Origin of the sequence: Brevibacterium sp. XM4083 (assembly GCF_006489205.2) — a bacterium.
Classification (GTDB): domain Bacteria; phylum Actinomycetota; class Actinomycetes; order Actinomycetales; family Brevibacteriaceae; genus Brevibacterium.
Map to the genome: position 1 here is coordinate 591,988 of NZ_VFYR02000002.1, position 17,952 is coordinate 609,939.

Here is a 17,952-nt window from a genome sequence, read left to right on the forward strand (position 1 = left end):
GCGGTCGCCTGGTAGGATATGTGCTTGTGTCTTCATCAAGGCGTGTGTCTCGCCGAGGTCGGGTGAAGACGCCGTCCGACACGATGTCATCGAGGTGTTTCCCCGCGGAGATGACGTGCTCGTGCGGATGTGCCCTCACGACCATGTAGTACGAACACGAAAGAGTGTTGAAATTGGCTAATATCAAGTCCCAGATGAAGCGGATCAAGACCAACGAGAAGGCTCGTCTGCGCAACAAGTCGGTGCGCACCGAGGTCCGCGGTCTCATTCGCGACGTCCGTGAGAGCATTGCTGCCGGCAACAAGGACGAGGCACAGCAGGCTTATGCTGTGGCCGCCCGCAAGCTCGACAAGGCTGTGTCGAAGGGTGTTCTGCACAAGAACAACGCTGCGAACCGCAAGTCGAGGCTCGCCAAGCAGATCAACGCTCTCTGAGTTGATGGCTTCTGAAAGGGCCCGATCCGCACTGCGGATCGGGCCCTTTCGCTAACCCGGGAACAGGTGCTCGTGCCCAGGATCAGTTGCTGGTGCCCGGGAACGGTCGCCGGGACGGGTCCGCTCCGGCCACCGGTGTGGGGACTCAGCGGGCGCGGGCGAGCCGGCACACCTCGGAGACGAACGTCTCGACGGCGTAGACGGGGTCGCGGCCGCCGCCTTTGACGGCTTCGTCCGCCTCGGCTGCGGCGATGAGGGACTGTCCGAGGGCGACCTCGTTCCAGCGCCGCACTTCCCTCCGCGCCCGGTCGACCTGCCAGGGCGCCATCTTCAGTTCGGCGGCGAGTTCGCCGCTCGATCCGGAGAAGCCCTGGACCTTCGCCATGCCGCGCAGCTTCATCGCCACGGCCGCCACGAGGGGCACGGGATCCGATCCCGTCGACAGCGCGTGGCGGAGCAGGCTGAGCGCGCTCTTCGCATCGCCGGAGACCGCGGCATCGGCGACCTTGAAGCCGGTCGCCTCGACCCTGCCGCCGTAGTAGCGGTCGACGACGGCGCCGGTGATCGTGCCCTCCGTGTCCTCGATGAGCTGGTCGACGCCGGCGTTGAGCTCTGAGAGGTCGGCGCCGAGGGCGGACATGAGCGCTTCCATCCCGGATTCGTCGATCTGCCGCTTCGCTGACTTGAAGCGCGCCTGGGCGAATTTCGCCCGGTCGCTCTCGTTCTTGAGCACGGCGGCATCGATGCGCGGGAAACCGGCCGCGTCGATCTTCTTCACGAGCTTCGCACCGCGGTTGCCTCCGCCGTGGAGCAGGAGGACGACGGCGTCGTCGTTCGGTTCGTCGAGGTAGGACAGCGCGTCCTCGAGGAACGGTTCGGAGCACTTCTCGACGGCGTCGACGACGATGAGCTTGGCGCTCGAGAACAGCGACGGTGAGGCCGCCATCTCGAGTTCCCCACCCTGGTAGGCGGCGGCGTCGAACTCGACCTCTTCGGGGTCCTTCTTCCGGGCTGCGGAGACGATCCGGTCCTTGGCCATCCGCACGAGCACCGATTCGCTGCCGGAGATCATGACGACGGGCGCGGGCTTCGCCGAACTCCAGGGGATCAGTGTCTTCTTCGCTGCCATGCCCCCAGCCTATCGTCCGCGCGGGACACGACCCTCGCCGTCCTCGCCGCCGGCGCTGGCGCAGCTGCGGGCCGTGCTGAATCGGGGCCCTGCGTAGAGGGCGATCGTCCCGCACTCGTCGGTGCGCAGCACCCTGACCGGCCCGAACGCCTGGAGTGACCGCTCGGTCGGGTGACCGTAGCGGTTCTCCCCCACCGAGACGATGCCGAGCTGCGCACGAGCCGCACGGTAGAAGTCATCCGAGAGGTCCGAGGACCCGTGGTGCGGGGCGAGCAGCACGTCGGTGGGCGTCAGGCTCTGCGCGAGGACGAACTGCTCCTCCTCCCCGACATCGCCGGGGATGAGGACGGTGAGTCCGCGAACGACGACGCGGAAGACGAGGGAGTCCTCGTTGCGCGCGGCCGTCCCGTCCCCGGACCGGCCGTTGGCCTGCCCGATTCCGCCCGCGGCGTCTCCCCCGATCCCGCCTCTGCCCTCAGCGGGCGGCACGCCCGTGCTGGGCGGCCAGAGGACCTCGATGGCCACTCCGCCGATGTCGAGGCGACGTCCGCGGTGGAGGGGAGCCACCTCGGCGCCGGTGTCCCGGACGAGCTGCGCGACGTCGGGACTGCCGATGGCATTGGCCGACACCCACACCTGGCCCACCGTCCGCGACCATGTGGTGCCGGCGGCACCACCGCTGTGGTCGGCATCGAAATGGGAGATCGCGAGGTCGACCTCGGCGATCCCGCTGTCATCGAGGCACTCATCGATCGGCCCCGGCTGCTTCCCCGCATCGATGACAAGGCCCCGCCCGCCGCCGAGGTTGACGACCGTCGCCGACCCCTGCCCGACATCGCAGGCGAGCACGAGCCAGTCCCGGGCAGGCGGACGCGGACTGCCCACGACGACGACCGCCGCCCCGAGGGCGACCGCGAGGACGACGACCGGCGCGCCCCAGAGCCGCTTGCGAATGAGCAGGACGACGCCGACGGTGAGCAGCGCGAGCACCGCGAGCGCGACCAGCGATCCCACCGGCGGATCCGGCCATGCGAGCGATGCCCCGGGCAGGCGGGCGCAGACCCGGGCGACGGCGACGATCCACCAGGCGCACAGCGACCCGAGCCATGCGGTGAACTCGGCGATCCACGACAGTCCGGGCAGGCCGATCCCGCCGGCCACGAGGGAGACGAACCCGGCGACCGTCGCCGGGAGGACGGCCGGGGAGGCCAGCGCATTCGCGACCACCGACCAGCCGCCCAGGCGCGGATCGATGGCGACGAGGACCGGGGTGCACGCGAGCTGCGCGACGAGCGGGACGACGAGCGCGCTGACGAGCACGGACGGGGCGAGCGGAAAGCGGACGAGGAGTCTGCGCAGCAGGAGCGGGACGACGAACATGATGACCGTCGTCGCGATGACCGAGAGGACGAATCCCACCGAGGTGGCGAGCACCGGCACTCCGGTGAGGAGGAGCGCGACCGTGGCCGCGATGACGGCGACCGGGGCGATCCCGCCGCCGCGGAGGAAGACGAGAGCGACGGCGACGGCCATCCCGGCGGCGCGGATCGCGCTCGGCTCGAAGCCGACGACGAAGACGTAGCCGAGGCAGGTGAGCACGCCGACGGCGACGCGGGTGCGCGGGCCCGCCCGGCACGCTCCGGCGAGAAGACCGGCGCCGAGGCTGACGATTGTCACGTTCGTGCCGGACACCGCGGACAGATGGGTGAGGGAGACGACGCGCATGTCGTCGGTCATCTGCGCATCCTGCGGCGCGGTGTCCCCGACGACGAGGCCGGGCAGCAGCGCACCGCCGCTGGTGCCTGCGGCGAGCGAGTTCTCGCGCAGGGTCGCGCGCATCTCCGCCCGCCACCTCCACACGGCGTTCGGTGCGCGCATCACGCGGGGATCGTCACGGGTGATGCGAATGTCGTCGAGCCGCTCGGTGCGCATCTCGACCCGCGCGCCGACAGGCGGGACAGCGGGAGCAAGCACCTCGGCGAAGCCACCGCCGGTGAGCAGAGTGAGTCGTGACCAGCCCGACGGACCCGGCGTCGAAGCCCCGACGACGATCCCGTTCGTCTCCGTGTTCTCCACAGGACCGCGCGCGGAAGTGAGCACGCAGATCTGGACCGCGGCGAGGCACGCGAAGACGATGAGCCCGACGCCGAGGTGGTGGAACCGGCGGCGACGGACGACGACGAAGCCGATTCCGATGACGACCGGGGCGCCCACGAGCGCCCAGGGGCCGGGCGCGAGGAGGGCGAGTGCCCAGAGTCCGGCGGCGCAGAGGACGAGCCGCACCGACGACGGCCACAGCGTCGCAGTCGTCCGCGCCCACTGGCCTCCTGCCCGGGCCTGCCTGCGCGCCCAGTCCGCCGCTTTGTGGGGTCCAGCGCTCGGCGGTCCAGCTACGCGTCGCTGCCGCTCCGTGGTGCGTCTCCTCGGCCGGGACTGTGGGAGCGACTGTGGCCGCGAGAGCTGCTTGGACTGCGGCCGGACCTGGGGTCGAGACTGTGGTCGATTCTCCGCCCTGATCTGAGGCTCGGTACGCGGACCAGTTTCCGGTCGGCTCTGCTGCCGCGCCGCTCGGGTGGCTTCCTCATCCGACGGTGACAAGGTCCTTGAGACTCTCAAAGGTCTTCGGGCCGATGCCCTTGACGAGGAGGAGATCCTCGACGCTCGTGAACGGGGTCTGTTCCCGGTGGGTGATGATCGCCTGGGCGGTGACGGGGCCGACCCCGGGCAGGGTCTCCAACGTCGCCGAGTCCGCCGTATTGAGGTCGATCCTGCCGCCGGGCACCGCACCCGGCCCTCCGCCGGGAGGTGCCGGGGCGGAGGGCACACCAGGGGCCTGACCGCCTGGAGGCTGACCGCCTGGAGCTTGGCCGTCCGGCGCTGGACTCGGCGGCTGTCCGCCCGGGGCCTGACCCGCGGGTGTCTCGCCGACGGCCGGGATGCGGATCTGTTCGCCGTCGGCGACGAGCCGGGCGAGGTTGACCGCTTCCGCGTCGGCGTCGGCGGTCAGTCCCCCGGCCGCCTCGACGGCGTCGCTGACCCGTGAGCCGCCGGGCAGTGTGACGACGGACGGGTTCGCGACCTCACCCGTGACATGGGCGACGATCTGCTGGTTCGCCGGCTGGTCACCGGATCCTGCGCTGTCCTGAGCCGGCCCGGGGTCTCCGCTGCCGCCGTCTTGACTGCCGGCCGCCTCGGCGGATGGGCCTTCCGACACCGCACCTCCTGCGGTCGGGTCGGACGGGCTCTGCGTTTGTGTTGGGCGGAACACGTAGAACGCGAGGACGAGCACAGCGGTCGTCGCCACGGCGAGGGCGATGAGGATGGGCAGACGGACGCGTCGCGGCGGGACCGGCTCCTCGTCGCCTTCGGTGTCGGCGGTGTAGATGTCGCCGGGAACCCATCCGCCGCGTTCGGCGCTCGCATTGACGAGGCCGGCGAACCTGTCATCGGGAGACACAGCCATGCGCGCACGCTACGACGGGCACGAGCACGGACTCCACGCGATCGTCCGGTCGTGTGGACAGTGCGCGAGCGTCCACAGGCTCTCAGCACACGAGTCGCAGTGTCATCCACACCCTGCCGCACGCGAGTCCGTGGCGTACTGGAGACCGTCCGGCGGCGATTGGTCCCGCGCGGGAGGCCGCGGTCCGAAATCGCGCGCGGATGCACGACACGACTGTGCGCCAGTTCGCTCGGAGATGGCCAAGGCCACCCTGGCCATCTCAGACTCAACTGGCGCACACTCTCGTTCGGGCTCACTTGGGTTTCCAGGGCTCACGTCATTACCTGAGCCCTCCGGCCCCAACAGTGCCGCAACCGCCAGGCCGCGAAGGGCACAAGGACGTTTCGGCGGCGCGGGAAGCGGCGCGCTGACGACGGCTGGTCCCGAGCGGGAAGTCGCGGCCCGACAGCTCGCGCGGATGCTCGACACCACTGTGCGCCGGTTCCGGCACACCTGGGTTTCCAGGGCTCACGTCTTTACCTGAGCCCTCCGGCCCTAACAGTGCCGCAGCCGCCGGCCGCGAAAGGCGCAAAGACCTTGCGGCGACGCGGGAAGCGGCGCGCTGACGACGGTTGGTCCTGTGCGGAAGGTTGCGGTCGAACTGCTCGCGCGGATGCACGACACGACTGTGCGCCGGTTCGCTCGGAGATGGCCAAGGCCACCGTGGCCAACTCAGCCTCAACGGGCGCACACTCCCCTTCCGGCTCACCTCGGTTTCCAGGGCTCACGTCTTTACCTGAGCCCTCCGGTCCCAACAGTGCCGGAGCCGACCGTGCGAGCAGTTCAGGTCAGCCGCACCCCGGCCAGCTGCACCCCGATCAGCCGGCTGCCCGAGTCCCGGCCCCCAGACCACCCGCACTACGGGGTGGTCTGGACCGTGATGCCGAGGGCGCCGGGGCCGACGTGGGCGGTGATGATCGGCGAGAGCGTGCGGAACGTCGGCGTCAGGCCCCGGTCGACGAGCTTCTCGGTGAGGGTGACGACGTCGGGGGCGTCGGGGCTGCCGTCGGCGTGCTGGATCTCGACCTGCAGGGGCCGGTCTCCCCCGCCGAGGCTCGCCGCCGTCTCCCCGGCGATGACGCTCATCCGCTCGAGCGCCTTCGCGCGGGTGCGGACTCGGGCGACCGGGGTGACGACGCCGGCACCGAGGCCGAGCACCGGCACGATCTGCAGGGCACGCCCGAGCAGCGAGGATGCGGCCCCGATGCGACCGCCTCGGCGGAGGTGTTCGAGGTTCTGCGGAGCGAAGACGGTCATCGTCTCCCCCGCACACCAGTCGGCGACGGTGCCGGCGATCGATGCGACGTCCTCGCCGCGCCCGATCCCGGCGGCGGCGACTGCGACGGCCCCGGCGAGTCCCGCCGAGGTGGTGCGCGAGTCGACGACGTCGATGAGCACCGGCTGGTCGGTCGCCGCGGTGACCGCCGAATCGCGGGTGCCCGAGAGCTCCCCGGACATCGTGACGACGATGATCGCCTCGGCGCCGTGGTCGATGAGATCGGCGTACGCGGCGGCGAACCGGGCGGGTGTGGCCATCGAGGTGCTCACCTCGGAGCCGGCGTCCATCGCCGCACACAGCCGGTCAGGATCGAGTTCACCGTCGATGTAGGCGACCCCGTCGATGAGCACGGTGAGCGGGACGACCGCGAAGAGGCCGCCGGTGGTCTCGCGCAGCCGGGCCGCCTCGGCATCATGGAGCTGGGCGGTCGAATCGGTGACGAGACCGATCCTCATGGCCGGCCCAGCGCCCGGTACGTCCACCCTGCCGACCGCCACGTGTGCGGGTCGAGCACATTGCGCCCGTCGACGAGCACCCGCCCGGCCACGAGACCGCCGACGACCTCCGGGTCGAGATCCCGGTACTCCTGCCACTCGGTCAGCAGCAGCACCGCATCCGCCCCGGTCAGCGCCTCGGTGGTGTCGGTGACGAAGCTGAGCTCGGGAAACGCCCGGGACGCGTTCGCCACAGCTTCCGGGTCGGTGACCGTGACGACCCCGCCCTGCGTGCCGATGAGCCGGGCCACCGCGAGCGCCGGGGAGTCGCGGACATCATCGCTGTCGGGTTTGAACGCCGCCCCGAGGATCGTCACCCGCTTGCCGATGAACGACCCGCCGAGCGCGTCCCGGGCGATGTCGACCATCCGCACCCGCCTGCGCATGTTGATCGAGTCGATCTCCTTGAGGAACGCCACCGCCTGATCGGCCCCGAGCTCCCCGGCGCGGGCCATGAACGCACGGATGTCCTTGGGCAGACAGCCCCCGCCGAAGCCGAGGCCGGCGTTGAGGAACTTCCGCCCGATCCGATCGTCCATCCCGATCGCATCCGCCAGCAGCGTGACATCGGCCCCGGAGGCCTCACAGAGTTCGGCCATCGCGTTGATGAAGGAGATCTTCGTCGCGAGGAACGAGTTCGCCGCGGTCTTCACCAGCTCCGCGGTCGCGAAGTCCGCGACGAGCCGCGGCGTGTCGGCCTCAAGCATCGGCGCGTAGACCTCATCAAGCGCCGCCGTCGCCGCGACTCCGGCCTCGCCTTCGGCGACACCGTAGACGAGACGGTTGGGGTGGAGGGTGTCCTCGACGGCGTGGCCCTCACGGAGGAACTCGGGATTCCACATGAGCATCCCCCCGGCCGGTTCGACGAGCGCAGCCAACCGGGCCGCCGTGCCCACCGGCACCGTCGACTTGCCGACGACCACCGCACCGGGCGCCAGATGCGGCAGGAGCGAGTCGACGGCGGCATCGACGTACGTGACGTCAGCGGCGAACTCCCCGCGCCGCTGCGGGGTGCCCACGCACACGAAGTGGACGCTCGCCTCGGCGGCCCGGGAGACATCCGTCGTGAAGTCGAGACTGCCCTTCTCCTGACCCTCGACGAGGAGATCGGCGAGTCCCGGTTCGAAGAACGGCGGGCGTCCGTCACGCAGAGCCGCGATCTTCGCCTCGTCGACGTCGACGCCGACGACCTCGTGACCCAGCGACGCCATGGCCGCCGCATGCACGGCTCCCAGATACCCACAACCGATGACCGAAATCAACACCTGGCACTACCTCGTTTCGTCCGAGCATTTTCACGCACACTATATGCCACCTGCATGCACGATCGCCTACACGATTTACGGAGGTCGAAACAGTAGTCTTGTCAGTGTGAAGCGTTTCCTGGATTTCCTCACCAACTCGACCGCCGCGGTGGTTCTCGCCGTCCTCATCGTCGCGGGCATCGTGCTCTTCGCCATCCCCGCCCTCCACCCGTTCGCGTGGCTCATCGGGATCGTGCTCTGCCTCGGTGCCGCTGCCGCCCTGCTGATCTTCCACGGCGAATGGCGGCGCGCCCAGACCCAGATCGATGCCCTGCGCGGCAGCCTCGCGACCGAACGCGGACGGATGGATGCGGTGGGCCTGACCCCTGTCGCCGAGGAGGTCGCGCAGATCCCCGACGAGACGCGGGCTCAGCGGATCCTCACCCTCATCCCCGACTCCGACGGCCTCATCCAGTCCCTGCGTCTCGATGCGACGTTCGGCACCCTCGCCGTCGACGAGCTCGCCCCGCTCCACACGTTCCGTGAGGAGTTCGCGAAGTCGAGCTTCGACAACCCCCGCTCGCACACGGCGTTCATGAACCTCTACCGGGCCGCCGAAGCGCTGTCGATCTGGGTGAACGAGGAGACCCGCGTCGTCGCCGACGACGAGGCGAAGCGGGAGATCACCCCCGGCGACTCGCGCAAGGGCGGGTGGCGTGAGTACACGGAGGCGCGCAGCCGCGGGGAGAGCCTCGGCGACACGTTCGTCACCGCCCGCTGGGAGTTCAAGCAGACCGCGCTCGAGCTCGGGCTGACCGCCTGAGGAGCCGGCGACACCTGAGACCCCGTCAGTGCCGGATCCACCAGTTGTCGGTCGGGGTCACCGGGGTGCGGCGCTTGTGCTCGGTCGCCCGGTAGCGGTCGATGAGCCGCTGGGCCGCCTCGGCGTCGATCTCGTTGCCTTCGAGGAAGTCGTCGATCTGCTCGTAGGTCAGCCCCAGGGACGATTCGTCGGTCTGACCGGGATCCTCGTCGAGGAGGTCCGCCGTCGGGGTCTTCGTCGTCAGGTGCTCCGGCGCGCCGAGGTGGCGCAGCAGCTCCCGTCCCTGCCGCTTGCTCAGGCCCGACAGCGGGATGACGTCGGCAGCCCCGTCACCGAACTTCGTGAAGAACCCGGTGACCGCCTCGGCGGCATGATCGGTGCCGACGACGAGGAGGCGTTTCTCCCCGGCGATCTCGAACTGCGCGGTCATCCGCAGGCGCGCCTTGACGTTGCCCTTGCCGAAGTCGGAGATCGGCTCGCCCATCGCCTCGCGGTACTCCTCAGCGGCGGCGTCCGTGGCCGCGCCGATGTTGAAGACGATCTCGTGGTCGGCGGCGATGAACTTCAGCGCGTCCTGCGCATCGGATTCGTCGGCCTGGACGTGGTAGGGCAGACGCACCGCGTAGAACTCGGCCTTCTCTCCGCGCCGCCGCAGGGTTTCGACCGCCAACTGGCAGAGTCGGCCGGCCAGCGTCGAGTCCTGTCCCCCGCTGATGCCGAGGACGAGCCCGCGCACCCCGGTGGTGAGCACGTAGTCGACGAGGAATTCGACACGGCGGATCACCTCGGTGGCGGGATCGATCTGCGGACGCACACCGAGCGCAGTGCGGATCTCGTCCTGAACGGCGGCGATGGAGCTCATGGGAGTCAGGGGTCCTTCTCTCTTCGGTGACCGGAGCCGGTCAGCGGTTCACGCGTCGGGAACGATGTTGACGAGCTTGGGTGCCTTGACGATGACCTTGCGCACCCCGGCGCCGTCGAGCGTGCGCTGGACGTTCGGCGAGGCCAGCGCCAGGGCTTCGAGGTCCTCGGCGGTGATGTCGGGGGCGACGTCGAGCCGCGCGCGCACCTTGCCCTTGATCTGGACGACCGCGGTGACGGTGTCGGCGACGAGGTAGGCGGGGTCGGCCTCGGGGAAGTCGACGTAGGTGATCGACGACTCGTGCCCCAGCCGCTTCCACAGCTCCTCGGCGAGGTGCGGGGCGAAGGGCGAGAGCATGATCGCCAACGGCTCGAGGACGTCGACGGTCGCACTACCCTGCTTCGTCAGGTGGTTGGTGAGCACGATGAGCTTCGAGATCGCCGTGTTGAAGCGCAGGTGGTCCATGTCGTCGCGGACTCCGGCGATGACCTGGTGCGCGACCTTGAGCGTCTCGGGATCGGCGGTGCCCGCGGCGACGACGGACTCACCGGTCGCCTCGTCGACGAAGAGGCGCCACACGCGCTGGAGGAAGCGCTGCGCGCCGACGACGGCTCGGGTCTCCCACGGCCGATCCTGCTCGATCGGCCCCATCGACATCTCGTAGACGCGGAACGTGTCCGCGCCGTAGGCGTCGTAGATCTCATCGGGCATGACGGAGTTCTTCAGCGACTTGCCGATCTTGCCGTACTCGCGGTTGACCTGCTCGCCTGAGTACCAGAACGTCGTCTCGCCCGCCTCGTCGGTGCGCTCCTCGACGTCGGCGGCCGGGACGTAGACGCCGCGGGCATCGGTGTAGGCGTAGGCCTGGATGTAGCCCTGGTTGACGAGCCGGTGGAACGGCTCGGACGAGGAGATGTACCCGAGGTCGAAGAGCACCTTGTGCCAGAAGCGGGCGTAGAGGAGGTGGAGCACCGCGTGCTCCTGTCCGCCGACGTAGAGGTCGGCCCCTCCTCGCGGCTTCGACGCCCGCGGCCCCAGCCAGTAGGCCTCGTTGGCCGGGTCGACGACGGCATCGGAGTTGTTGGGGTCGGCGTAGCGCAGCTGGTACCACGAGGACCCGGCCCAGTTGGGCATCGTGTTCGTCTCGCGGTAGTAGGTGCGCGGTCCGTCGCCGAGGTCGAGTTCGACCTCGACCCACTCCCGGTTGCGCGACAGGGCCGGCTCCGGCTGGGAGTCGGCGTCGTCGGGGGCATAGGTCCGCGGGGCGAAGTCGTCGACCTCGGGCAGCTGGACGGGCAGCTGGTCGTCGGGCAGCGCGATCGGGGTGCCGTGCTCGTCGTAGACGATCGGGAACGGCTCACCCCAGTAGCGCTGGCGGGAGAAGAGCCAGTCGCGCAGCCGGTACTGCGTCGTCTCCTCGGCCAGCCCCAGACCGGCCAGCCATGCGGTGACCGCGGCCTTCGCCTCGGCGATCGACAGGCCGTTGACGTCGATCGACTCGTTCGCGGAGTTGATCATCACCCCCTCGCCCGTGTACGGCGAGTCCTCGTCGTGGCCCTCCGGGGGCTGTACCGTGCGGACGTAGGGCAGACCGAACTCCTTCGCGAACTCCCAGTCGCGGGCGTCCTCGGCGGGCACCGCCATGATCGCCCCGGTGCCGTAGCCCATGAGGACGTAGTCGGCGACGAAGATCGGGATCTGCTCACCGGTTGCAGGGTTGAGCGCCGAGGAGCCGGTGAAGATGCCGGTCTTCTCCCGGCTCTGCTGCCGGTCGGCGTCGGTCTTGGCCGCGGCCGCACGCTGGTAGGCGGCGATCGCCTCGGCGGGGGTGCCTGCTCCTCCGCGCCAGCGCTCGGGCGTACCCTCGGGCCACTGCGCCGCAGTGAGGTCGGCGACGGCCGGGTGCTCGGGTGAGAGCACGAGGTAGGTGGCGCCGAAGAGTGTGTCCGGGCGCGTCGTGAAGACCTCGATGGACTCCTCGGTCGTCGAATCGGCGTCGGCGGCCGTGGCAGCGGCGGGCATGAGAGGCAGGCGCAGCAGAGCGCCCTTCGACCGTCCGATCCAGTTGACCTGCATCGCGCGGATCGCACTCGGCCAGTCGAGGGCGTCGAGGTCGTCGATGAGGCGGTCGGCATACGCCGTGATGCGCATGTTCCACTGGCGCAGGGTGCGCGTGTAGACGGGGAAGTTGCCGCGCTCGGACAGACCCTCGGCGGTGACCTCCTCGTTCGCGAGCACGGTGCCCAGTCCCGGCGCCCAGTTGACCGGGGACTCCGAGACGTAGGCCAGCCGGTAGCCCTGGAGGACGTCCTCCTGCTCCGCGGCGCTCAGCTGCGCCCAGTCCCGCCCGTCGGGGGTCGGCCGCTGCCCGCTCGCGAACTGCTCGATGAGGGTGGAGATCGGACGCGCAGCACCGGCAGAGTCCTCCCCCGGTGCCTGCGCCTCGGGGTCGTACCACGAGTTGAAGATCTGCAGGAAGATCCACTGCGTCCACTTGACGAAGTCGTCGTCGGTCGTCGCGAAGCTGCGACGCGCGTCGTGGGCGAGCCCGAGGCGACGCAGCTGACCGGTCATGTTCGTGATGTTCGCGTCGGTCGTGATCCGCGGATGCTGGCCCGTCTGCACCGCGTAGAGATCGGCGGGCAGTCCGAAGGCGTCGTAGGACAGCGCGTGCATGACGTTGCGTCCGCGCATCCGCTGATAGCGGCCGAAGACGTCGGTGCCGAGATACCCGAGCGGATGGCCGACGTGGAGGCCCGCACCCGAGGGGTACGGGAACATGTCCATGATGTAGAGGGACTCCCGCTCGCCGAGGTTGTCCGGCGGCCCGTACGAGGACTGCGGGGCGGAGGCGGCGAGGTCCTGGCTGAGATCACCGGTCGGGTTGGGGGCGTGGTACGTTCCCGCCTGCTCCCAGGTGCGCTGCCATGACGTCTCGATCTTCTCCGCCAGTTCCGCGTCGTAGCGGAAACCGGTGTCCTCAGGGTTCGTCGACATTACCTTCCTTCGCCAGTGATCGGGTTTGATCCATCGTAGCCTGAACGCTCACGCGCTGAACTGGCTAGACTGCAGACGAGACATGATCACCCGGCAAACGTGATCGATTTCACGGCTGAACGTTCGCACAGTAAAGTACTTAACGATCGCACAGTAAAGTAACTGGGCAGTAACTTATGTCCCGAAGGAGTACGCATGAGCCCACAGACAATGCCCCAGTCAGCCACTCCGGTCGTCGGGTACGAGGTGGACACGACGTCGTCGACGACCGACATCCTTCTCAACCGCCTCGCCACCGCCCCCACCCATCCGGCACTGGCCAAGGCCGTCGGCGACGAGTGGGTCGAGGTGACGACGGCGGAGTTCGTCGATGAGGTCCGCGCCGTCGCCAAGGGACTCATGGCCTCCGGGGTCGGGCTCGAGGACAAGGTCGGCATCTTCGGTCCGACCTCCTTCGACTGGACGCTGTCGGACTACGCCGTGTGGTTCGCCGGCGCGATCTCCGTGCCCTTCTATGACACCTCCTCGCAGGATCAGCTCGCGTGGATGCTCGAGAACGCCGAGGTCACCGCCGGCCTCGTCGCCACGCAGGAGCACGCCCAGCGCGTCCGCGACGCCGCGGCCGCCGCGGGGCTTCCGGCCCCCACGCTGTGGATCTGGGACGAGGGCGCCTTCCGCGAGCTCGCCGCCGCGGGCGAATCCGTCAGCGACGCCGACCTCGAGGCCCGCCGCAGCGAGGTCGGCAGCGAGTCGATCGCGACGATCATCTTCACCTCCGGGACGACGGGCAGGCCCAAGGGCTGCGTGCTCACGCATGCGAACTTCGTCCAGACCGCACAGGCCGCCGAAGAGCAGATCAGCGAGGTCACCGGCGGTGACGCCCGCTGCCTCCTCTTCCTCCCCCAGGCCCACGTCTTCGCCCGCTTCATCGAGGTCCTCTGCGTGAGCACGGGAGGGCTGCTCGCCCACCAGGCCGACCTGACGAAGCTCACCGACGCCCTCGGCAGCTTCAAGCCGACGTTCATCCTCGGCGTGCCCCGGGTCTTCGAGAAGGTCTTCAACTCCGCGCTCGCGAAGGCGCAGGCCGGCGGCAAGGAGAAGATCTTCCGCCGGGCCGAGCAGGTCGCCGTCGCCTATTCGAAGGCCCTCGACGCCGGCAAGGTCCCGCTCACGCTCAAGGCCCAGCACGCGCTCTTCGACACCCTCGTCTACCGCAAGCTGCGGGAGATCATGGGCAACAACGTCAAGTGGGCGGTCTCCGGCGGCGGGCCGCTGGGCACCCACCTCGGCCACTTCTACCGCGGCATCGGCCTCGTCGTCCTCGAGGGCTACGGCCTCACGGAGACGACGGCCCCGATCACGGTCAACGTCCCCGAGAACTCGAAGATCGGCACCGTCGGCGTGCCCCTGCCCGGAGCGACCGTGGCGATCGCCCCCGACGGCGAGATCCTCGCCAAGGGCGTGCCCGTCTTCCGCGAGTACTGGAAGAACCCCGAGGCCACGGCCAAGGAGTTTCACGACGGCTGGTTCGCCACCGGTGACCTCGGGTCGCTCGACGAGGACGGCTACCTCAGCATCGTCGGGCGCAAGAAGGAGCTCATCGTCACCTCGAGCGGCAAGAACATCGCCCCCGCCCCGCTCGAGGACGCGCTGCGCCGCCACCCGATCATCGGCCAGCCGGTGCTCGTCGGCGACAACCGCAAGTACATCACCGCACTGATCTTCCTCGACCCGGAGATGTTGCCGACGTGGCTTAAAAATCATGATCTGCCGGAGATGACCCTCGCCGAGGCGGCCGAGGACGAGACCGTGCGCCAGACGATCGAGAAGGCGATCGAGCGCGTCAATCGGACCGTCTCCCGGGCCGAGGGCATCAAGAAGTTCCGCATCGTGCCCGTCGAGCTCAGCGAAGCCAACGGCTATCTCTCGGCGAAGCAGTCGGTCAAGCGCCACCTGCTCGGCAAGGACTTCGCCGACGAGATCGAAGCGCTCTACGCCGACTGAGGCGGGTGGGGAGACGCGGCGATGGTCAGCTGAGTAAGATGAAGTTTCAACCATCGTGACGTCGGGTCGGTCGCCCGCTCACCCCGGGCGGCCGACCCGACGCACTCAGTCGCGTGAGAGAGGACATCCCCATGTCGAACGACACCGAGACGAACACCGCCGACACAGACACGTCCGGCTCGTACGTCGAGAAGGGCGCGGAGTTCAACCGCGACACGAACTACATCGAGGACCGCATCCTCGACGATCCCGACGCGCAGTGGCCCGTCGAACCCGGCCGCTACCGCCTCATCGCCGCCCGCGCCTGCCCGTGGGCCAATCGGACGGTCATCGTCCGACGTCTCCTCGGTCTCGAGGACGTCATCTCGCTCGGGATGCCCGGGCCCACCCACGACAAGCGCTCGTGGACCTTCGACCTCGATCCAGGCGGCGTCGATCCGGTGCTCGGGATCGAGAGGCTCCAGGAGGCGTTCTTCAAGCGCTATCCCGACTACCCGCGTGGCATCACGGTGCCCGCGATCGTCGACATCCCCTCCGGTGCGGTCGTGACGAACGACTTCGCGCAGATCACCGAGGACTTCTCGACCCAGTGGACGGCCTACCACCGCGAGGGTGCGCCGAACCTGTGGCCGGAGGAGTCACGGGACGAGATGGAGTCCCTCATGCGGATGATCTACACGGAGATCAACAACGGGGTCTACCGGTCGGGCTTCGCCGGCTCGCAGGAGGCCTATGAGAAGGCCTTCGACCGTCTGTTCACTGCCCTCGACACCGTCGAGGAGCGGCTGGCGACCCGGCGCTACCTCATGGGTGAGTCGATCACCGAGGCCGATGTCCGGCTCTTCACGACGCTCGCGCGCTTCGATCCCGTCTACTACGGGCACTTCAAGGCCAACCGCACCGCGCTGCGGGACTTCCCGAACCTCTGGGGCTACGCCCGCGACCTCTATCAGACGCCGGGATTCGGCGACACGATCGACTTCCCGCAGATCAAGGACCACTACTACATCGTCCACAAGGACGTGAATCCCACCGGCATCGTTCCCGTCGGTCCGGACCTGTCGGGCTGGCTGACTCCGCACGGTCGTGAGGAGCTCGGCGGTTCGCCGTTCGGCGACGGCACTGCTCCCGGTCCGGTGGCAACGGGCGAGGAGGTTCCGTTCGAGAGCACCGCGGCGGCCTGGGTGAAGTGAGCCCGGTGGACGCTCCATTCCGCCGAGGTGAATGACTGAAGCCCGACCACTTGGTCGGGCTTCGCTCATTCATCGCTTAAGGGGTGCCGCCGGGCTCGGCGTCCTGCTCCCGCTCGAAGTCGGAGTCGTGGGTTCCCGTCGCGCGCTGGCGACGCCGCTTGCGGACCTTGAGCACGATCCACGCGACGACGGCGACCGCGACGACGACGATGACGAGCGTCTGGAAGTACCCGGCGTAGGTCTCGACGATCGACCAGTTCTCACCGAGGTAGAAGCCTGCGACGATGAGGATCGTATTCCAGATCGTGCTGCCGGCGGCCGTGAGGAGGAGGAACTTGAGCATCGGCATCGCCCGCATGCCTGCCGGGATGGAGATGAGGGAGCGGAAGATCGGGATCATCCGCCCGAAGAAGACGGCCTTGTCACCGTGGCGGTCGAACCACGCGATCGTCTTGTGGACGTCGGCGACGTCGACGAGCGGCATCTTCACCGCGATCCGCACGATCCGGTCGAGTCCGATCCACCGGCCCACCGCGTAGAGCACGAGAGCCCCGACGACCGATCCGATCGTGGCGAAGACGATGGCGAGGACGAGACTGAGCTGACCGCGACTCGCCGTGAAGCCGGCCAGCGGCAGCACAAGCTCGCTCGGGATCGGCGGGAAGATGTTGTCGAGGAACACGAGGAACCCGACGCCGAGGGGCCCGAGCGTCTCCATGATCGCCACCGTCCACGCGGAGAAGCCGCTGAGGTTCTCAGCGGCGCCGGAGGCGGAGGCCGTGACCAGGACGGAGGTCGAAGCGGTGAGCGGCATGTTCTGTAGTGTAGAGAACAGGTCGACCTTTCGCTCACAGAGCGCTCCCAGCGGATAGTCTGTAAGGCGATGCCCAAGAAGGAGGAGCACCCAGTGACACCAGCGAAGATCCTGGCCTCACGCAGTCCCATGGCCGAAGCCGGCCACCAGGCGATCAATCAGCCCGGCCCCGCCCATCTCGTTCGCGCCGTCCAGCGCTTCATCACGCGCCTGGGCAACCAGTTCGGGGCCGCGATCACGTACTTCCTCGTTCTCGCGGTCATTCCGATCGCGATGTTCACCTTCGCAGGACTCGGTTTCGTCCTCGACGTCGTCCGACCCGACCTCGTTCCCGTCATCACCCAGCAGATCGAGGACTTCTCCCCCGGCAATTCGACCCTGACCGACCAGCTCGAGGGATTCCTCAACGACTGGCAGGCGGTCGGGATCTTCGGCATCCTCGCCGGTCTCTACACCGGGCAGGGATTCATCGGCAACCTCGGCGCGGCCGTCCGCGCCCAGCTCCACGACGACTTCGACGACGACGTCAACCAGCCGCTGGTCAAGAAGTTCTTCTCGAACACCGTGACCCTGCTCGGACTCATCGTCGGTCTGCTGCTCACCGCCGGCCTCACGGTCATCGGCACGGGGCTGCGCAGCTTCATCACCGATCTCTTCGACCTCTCCGGCTGGATGTCGGGCCTCCTCGTCGTCGTCCCGATGATCATCACCTTCGGCGCCTCGTGGCTGATCTTCATGTTCCTCTTCACGATGCTGCCCGAGCATCCGGTCAATCAGCAGGCGAAGGTGCGCGGTTCACTCATCGGCGCCGTCGCCTTCACGATCCTGCTCAACCTCGCCACCGTCCTCGTCGACCTCTTCTCCGCGGGGAAGGCCGCGGGTGTGTTCGGGTCGATCATCGCCGTGATGCTGACGATGAACGTCTTCGCCCGCATCATCCTCTTCGTCGCCGCCTGGATCGGCACCGCGGTGCCGCCGCCGCTGCCGGAGGACTCGGCCCCGCACCGCAGGTTCGTCGCGCCCGAGCTTCAGGTCCAGAGCCTCGGCGCTCTCATCACCGGCGTCGGACTCGTCGCGCTCACGCTGCTCGGGTTCAAGCGCTACGACGAACGCCGGTCAAGGAGCGCGGGGTCGACACGGTAGACTTGGGGCGGGAATCGACCAATTGAATATAAGG

13 protein-coding genes are annotated in these 17,952 nt (G+C 68.7%); 5 read left to right on the forward strand and 8 right to left on the reverse strand.

Translation table 11 applies throughout. The features are described 5' to 3' along the window. The first annotated feature begins 173 nt into the window (after positions 1-173). Positions 174-434, forward strand: coding sequence for a 30S ribosomal protein S20 (gene rpsT, locus FJ887_RS08515; RefSeq protein WP_137823915.1), 261 nt, complete (start codon positions 174-176; stop codon positions 432-434). 145 nt (positions 435-579) lie between these two features. Here the strand turns inward: rpsT and holA are convergent, their stop codons facing one another. The 5 genes from holA to FJ887_RS08540 all read right to left on the reverse strand — a co-directional run bounded on the left by holA (position 580) and on the right by FJ887_RS08540 (position 8,103). Continuing rightward, positions 580-1,563, reverse strand: coding sequence for a DNA polymerase III subunit delta (gene holA, locus FJ887_RS08520; RefSeq protein WP_137823914.1), 984 nt, complete (start codon positions 1,561-1,563; stop codon positions 580-582). A 9-nt stretch (positions 1,564-1,572) separates the two neighbouring features. Then, positions 1,573-3,846 carry a ComEC/Rec2 family competence protein gene (locus FJ887_RS08525; RefSeq protein ID WP_249356325.1) on the reverse strand — a complete coding sequence of 758 codons (2,274 nt, stop codon included), beginning with the start codon at positions 3,844-3,846 and terminating at the stop codon, positions 1,573-1,575. A 298-nt stretch (positions 3,847-4,144) separates the two neighbouring features. Next, positions 4,145-5,026, reverse strand: a complete 882-nt coding sequence (locus tag FJ887_RS08530) for a ComEA family DNA-binding protein (RefSeq protein ID WP_137823913.1) — start codon at positions 5,024-5,026, stop codon at positions 4,145-4,147. Between the two features lie 897 nt (positions 5,027-5,923). After that, positions 5,924-6,799, reverse strand: coding sequence for a DegV family protein (locus tag FJ887_RS08535; protein ID WP_137823912.1), 876 nt, complete (start codon positions 6,797-6,799; stop codon positions 5,924-5,926). Then, the gene (locus FJ887_RS08540) at positions 6,796-8,103 is read right to left on the reverse strand and encodes a UDP-glucose dehydrogenase family protein (RefSeq protein WP_137823911.1); all 1,308 of its coding nucleotides are present in this window, start codon (positions 8,101-8,103) and stop codon (positions 6,796-6,798) included. The genes FJ887_RS08535 and FJ887_RS08540 overlap by 4 nt, the downstream gene beginning before the upstream one ends. Before the next feature lie 106 nt (positions 8,104-8,209). Between FJ887_RS08540 and FJ887_RS08545 the strand changes: the two genes are divergently transcribed. Beyond that, positions 8,210-8,905: a hypothetical protein gene (locus tag FJ887_RS08545; RefSeq protein WP_137823910.1), complete on the forward strand. Its 696-nt coding sequence runs from the start codon at positions 8,210-8,212 to the stop codon at positions 8,903-8,905. 25 nt (positions 8,906-8,930) lie between these two features. On the opposite strand, the gene nadE is transcribed toward FJ887_RS08545, so the two are convergent. Together nadE and leuS are read right to left on the reverse strand one after the other, a co-directional pair. Next, a complete protein-coding gene (gene nadE, locus FJ887_RS08550) occupies positions 8,931-9,767 on the reverse strand; it encodes an NAD(+) synthase (RefSeq protein ID WP_171006926.1) in 837 nt (278 codons plus the stop codon). Positions 9,768-9,815: 48 nt separating this feature from the next. Beyond that, the gene (gene leuS / locus FJ887_RS08555) at positions 9,816-12,764 is read right to left on the reverse strand and encodes a leucine--tRNA ligase (RefSeq protein ID WP_137823909.1); all 2,949 of its coding nucleotides are present in this window, start codon (positions 12,762-12,764) and stop codon (positions 9,816-9,818) included. Positions 12,765-12,959: 195 nt separating this feature from the next. On the opposite strand from leuS, the gene FJ887_RS08560 reads away from it, so the two are divergent. Together FJ887_RS08560 and FJ887_RS08565 are read left to right on the forward strand one after the other, a co-directional pair. Continuing rightward, positions 12,960-14,768 (forward strand): AMP-dependent synthetase/ligase, encoded by a 1,809-nt coding sequence (locus tag FJ887_RS08560; RefSeq protein WP_249356320.1) that lies wholly within the window; start codon positions 12,960-12,962, stop codon positions 14,766-14,768. Between the two features lie 131 nt (positions 14,769-14,899). Then, entirely contained in the window at positions 14,900-15,961 is a 1,062-nt protein-coding gene (locus FJ887_RS08565) for a glutathione S-transferase family protein (RefSeq protein WP_137823908.1), read from the forward strand. A gap of 76 nt (positions 15,962-16,037) precedes the next feature. Here the strand turns inward: FJ887_RS08565 and FJ887_RS08570 are convergent, their stop codons facing one another. Beyond that, entirely contained in the window at positions 16,038-16,775 is a 738-nt protein-coding gene (locus FJ887_RS08570) for a DedA family protein (RefSeq protein WP_137823907.1), read from the reverse strand. Positions 16,776-16,868: 93 nt separating this feature from the next. Here FJ887_RS08570 and FJ887_RS08575 point away from each other — a divergent pair, with 93 nt between their 5' ends. Beyond that, positions 16,869-17,918, forward strand: coding sequence for a YhjD/YihY/BrkB family envelope integrity protein (locus FJ887_RS08575; RefSeq protein ID WP_137824104.1), 1,050 nt, complete (start codon positions 16,869-16,871; stop codon positions 17,916-17,918). Positions 17,919-17,952 lie beyond the last annotated feature (34 nt).

Coding starts and splice junctions, on each gene's coding strand:
- holA (WP_137823914.1), bottom strand. CDS start 1,563: ATGGCAGCGAAGAAGACACTGATCCCCTGGAGTTCGGCGAAGCCCGCG.
- FJ887_RS08530 (WP_137823913.1), bottom strand. CDS start 5,026: ATGGCTGTGTCTCCCGATGACAGGTTCGCCGGCCTCGTCAATGCGAGC.
- FJ887_RS08535 (WP_137823912.1), bottom strand. CDS start 6,799: ATGAGGATCGGTCTCGTCACCGATTCGACCGCCCAGCTCCATGATGCC.
- nadE (WP_171006926.1), bottom strand. CDS start 9,767: ATGAGCTCCATCGCCGCCGTTCAGGACGAGATCCGCACTGCGCTCGGT.
- leuS (WP_137823909.1), bottom strand. CDS start 12,764: ATGTCGACGAACCCTGAGGACACCGGTTTCCGCTACGACGCGGAACTG.
- FJ887_RS08560 (WP_249356320.1), top strand. CDS start 12,960: ATGAGCCCACAGACAATGCCCCAGTCAGCCACTCCGGTCGTCGGGTAC.
- FJ887_RS08565 (WP_137823908.1), top strand. CDS start 14,900: ATGTCGAACGACACCGAGACGAACACCGCCGACACAGACACGTCCGGC.
- FJ887_RS08570 (WP_137823907.1), bottom strand. CDS start 16,775: ATGCCGCTCACCGCTTCGACCTCCGTCCTGGTCACGGCCTCCGCCTCC.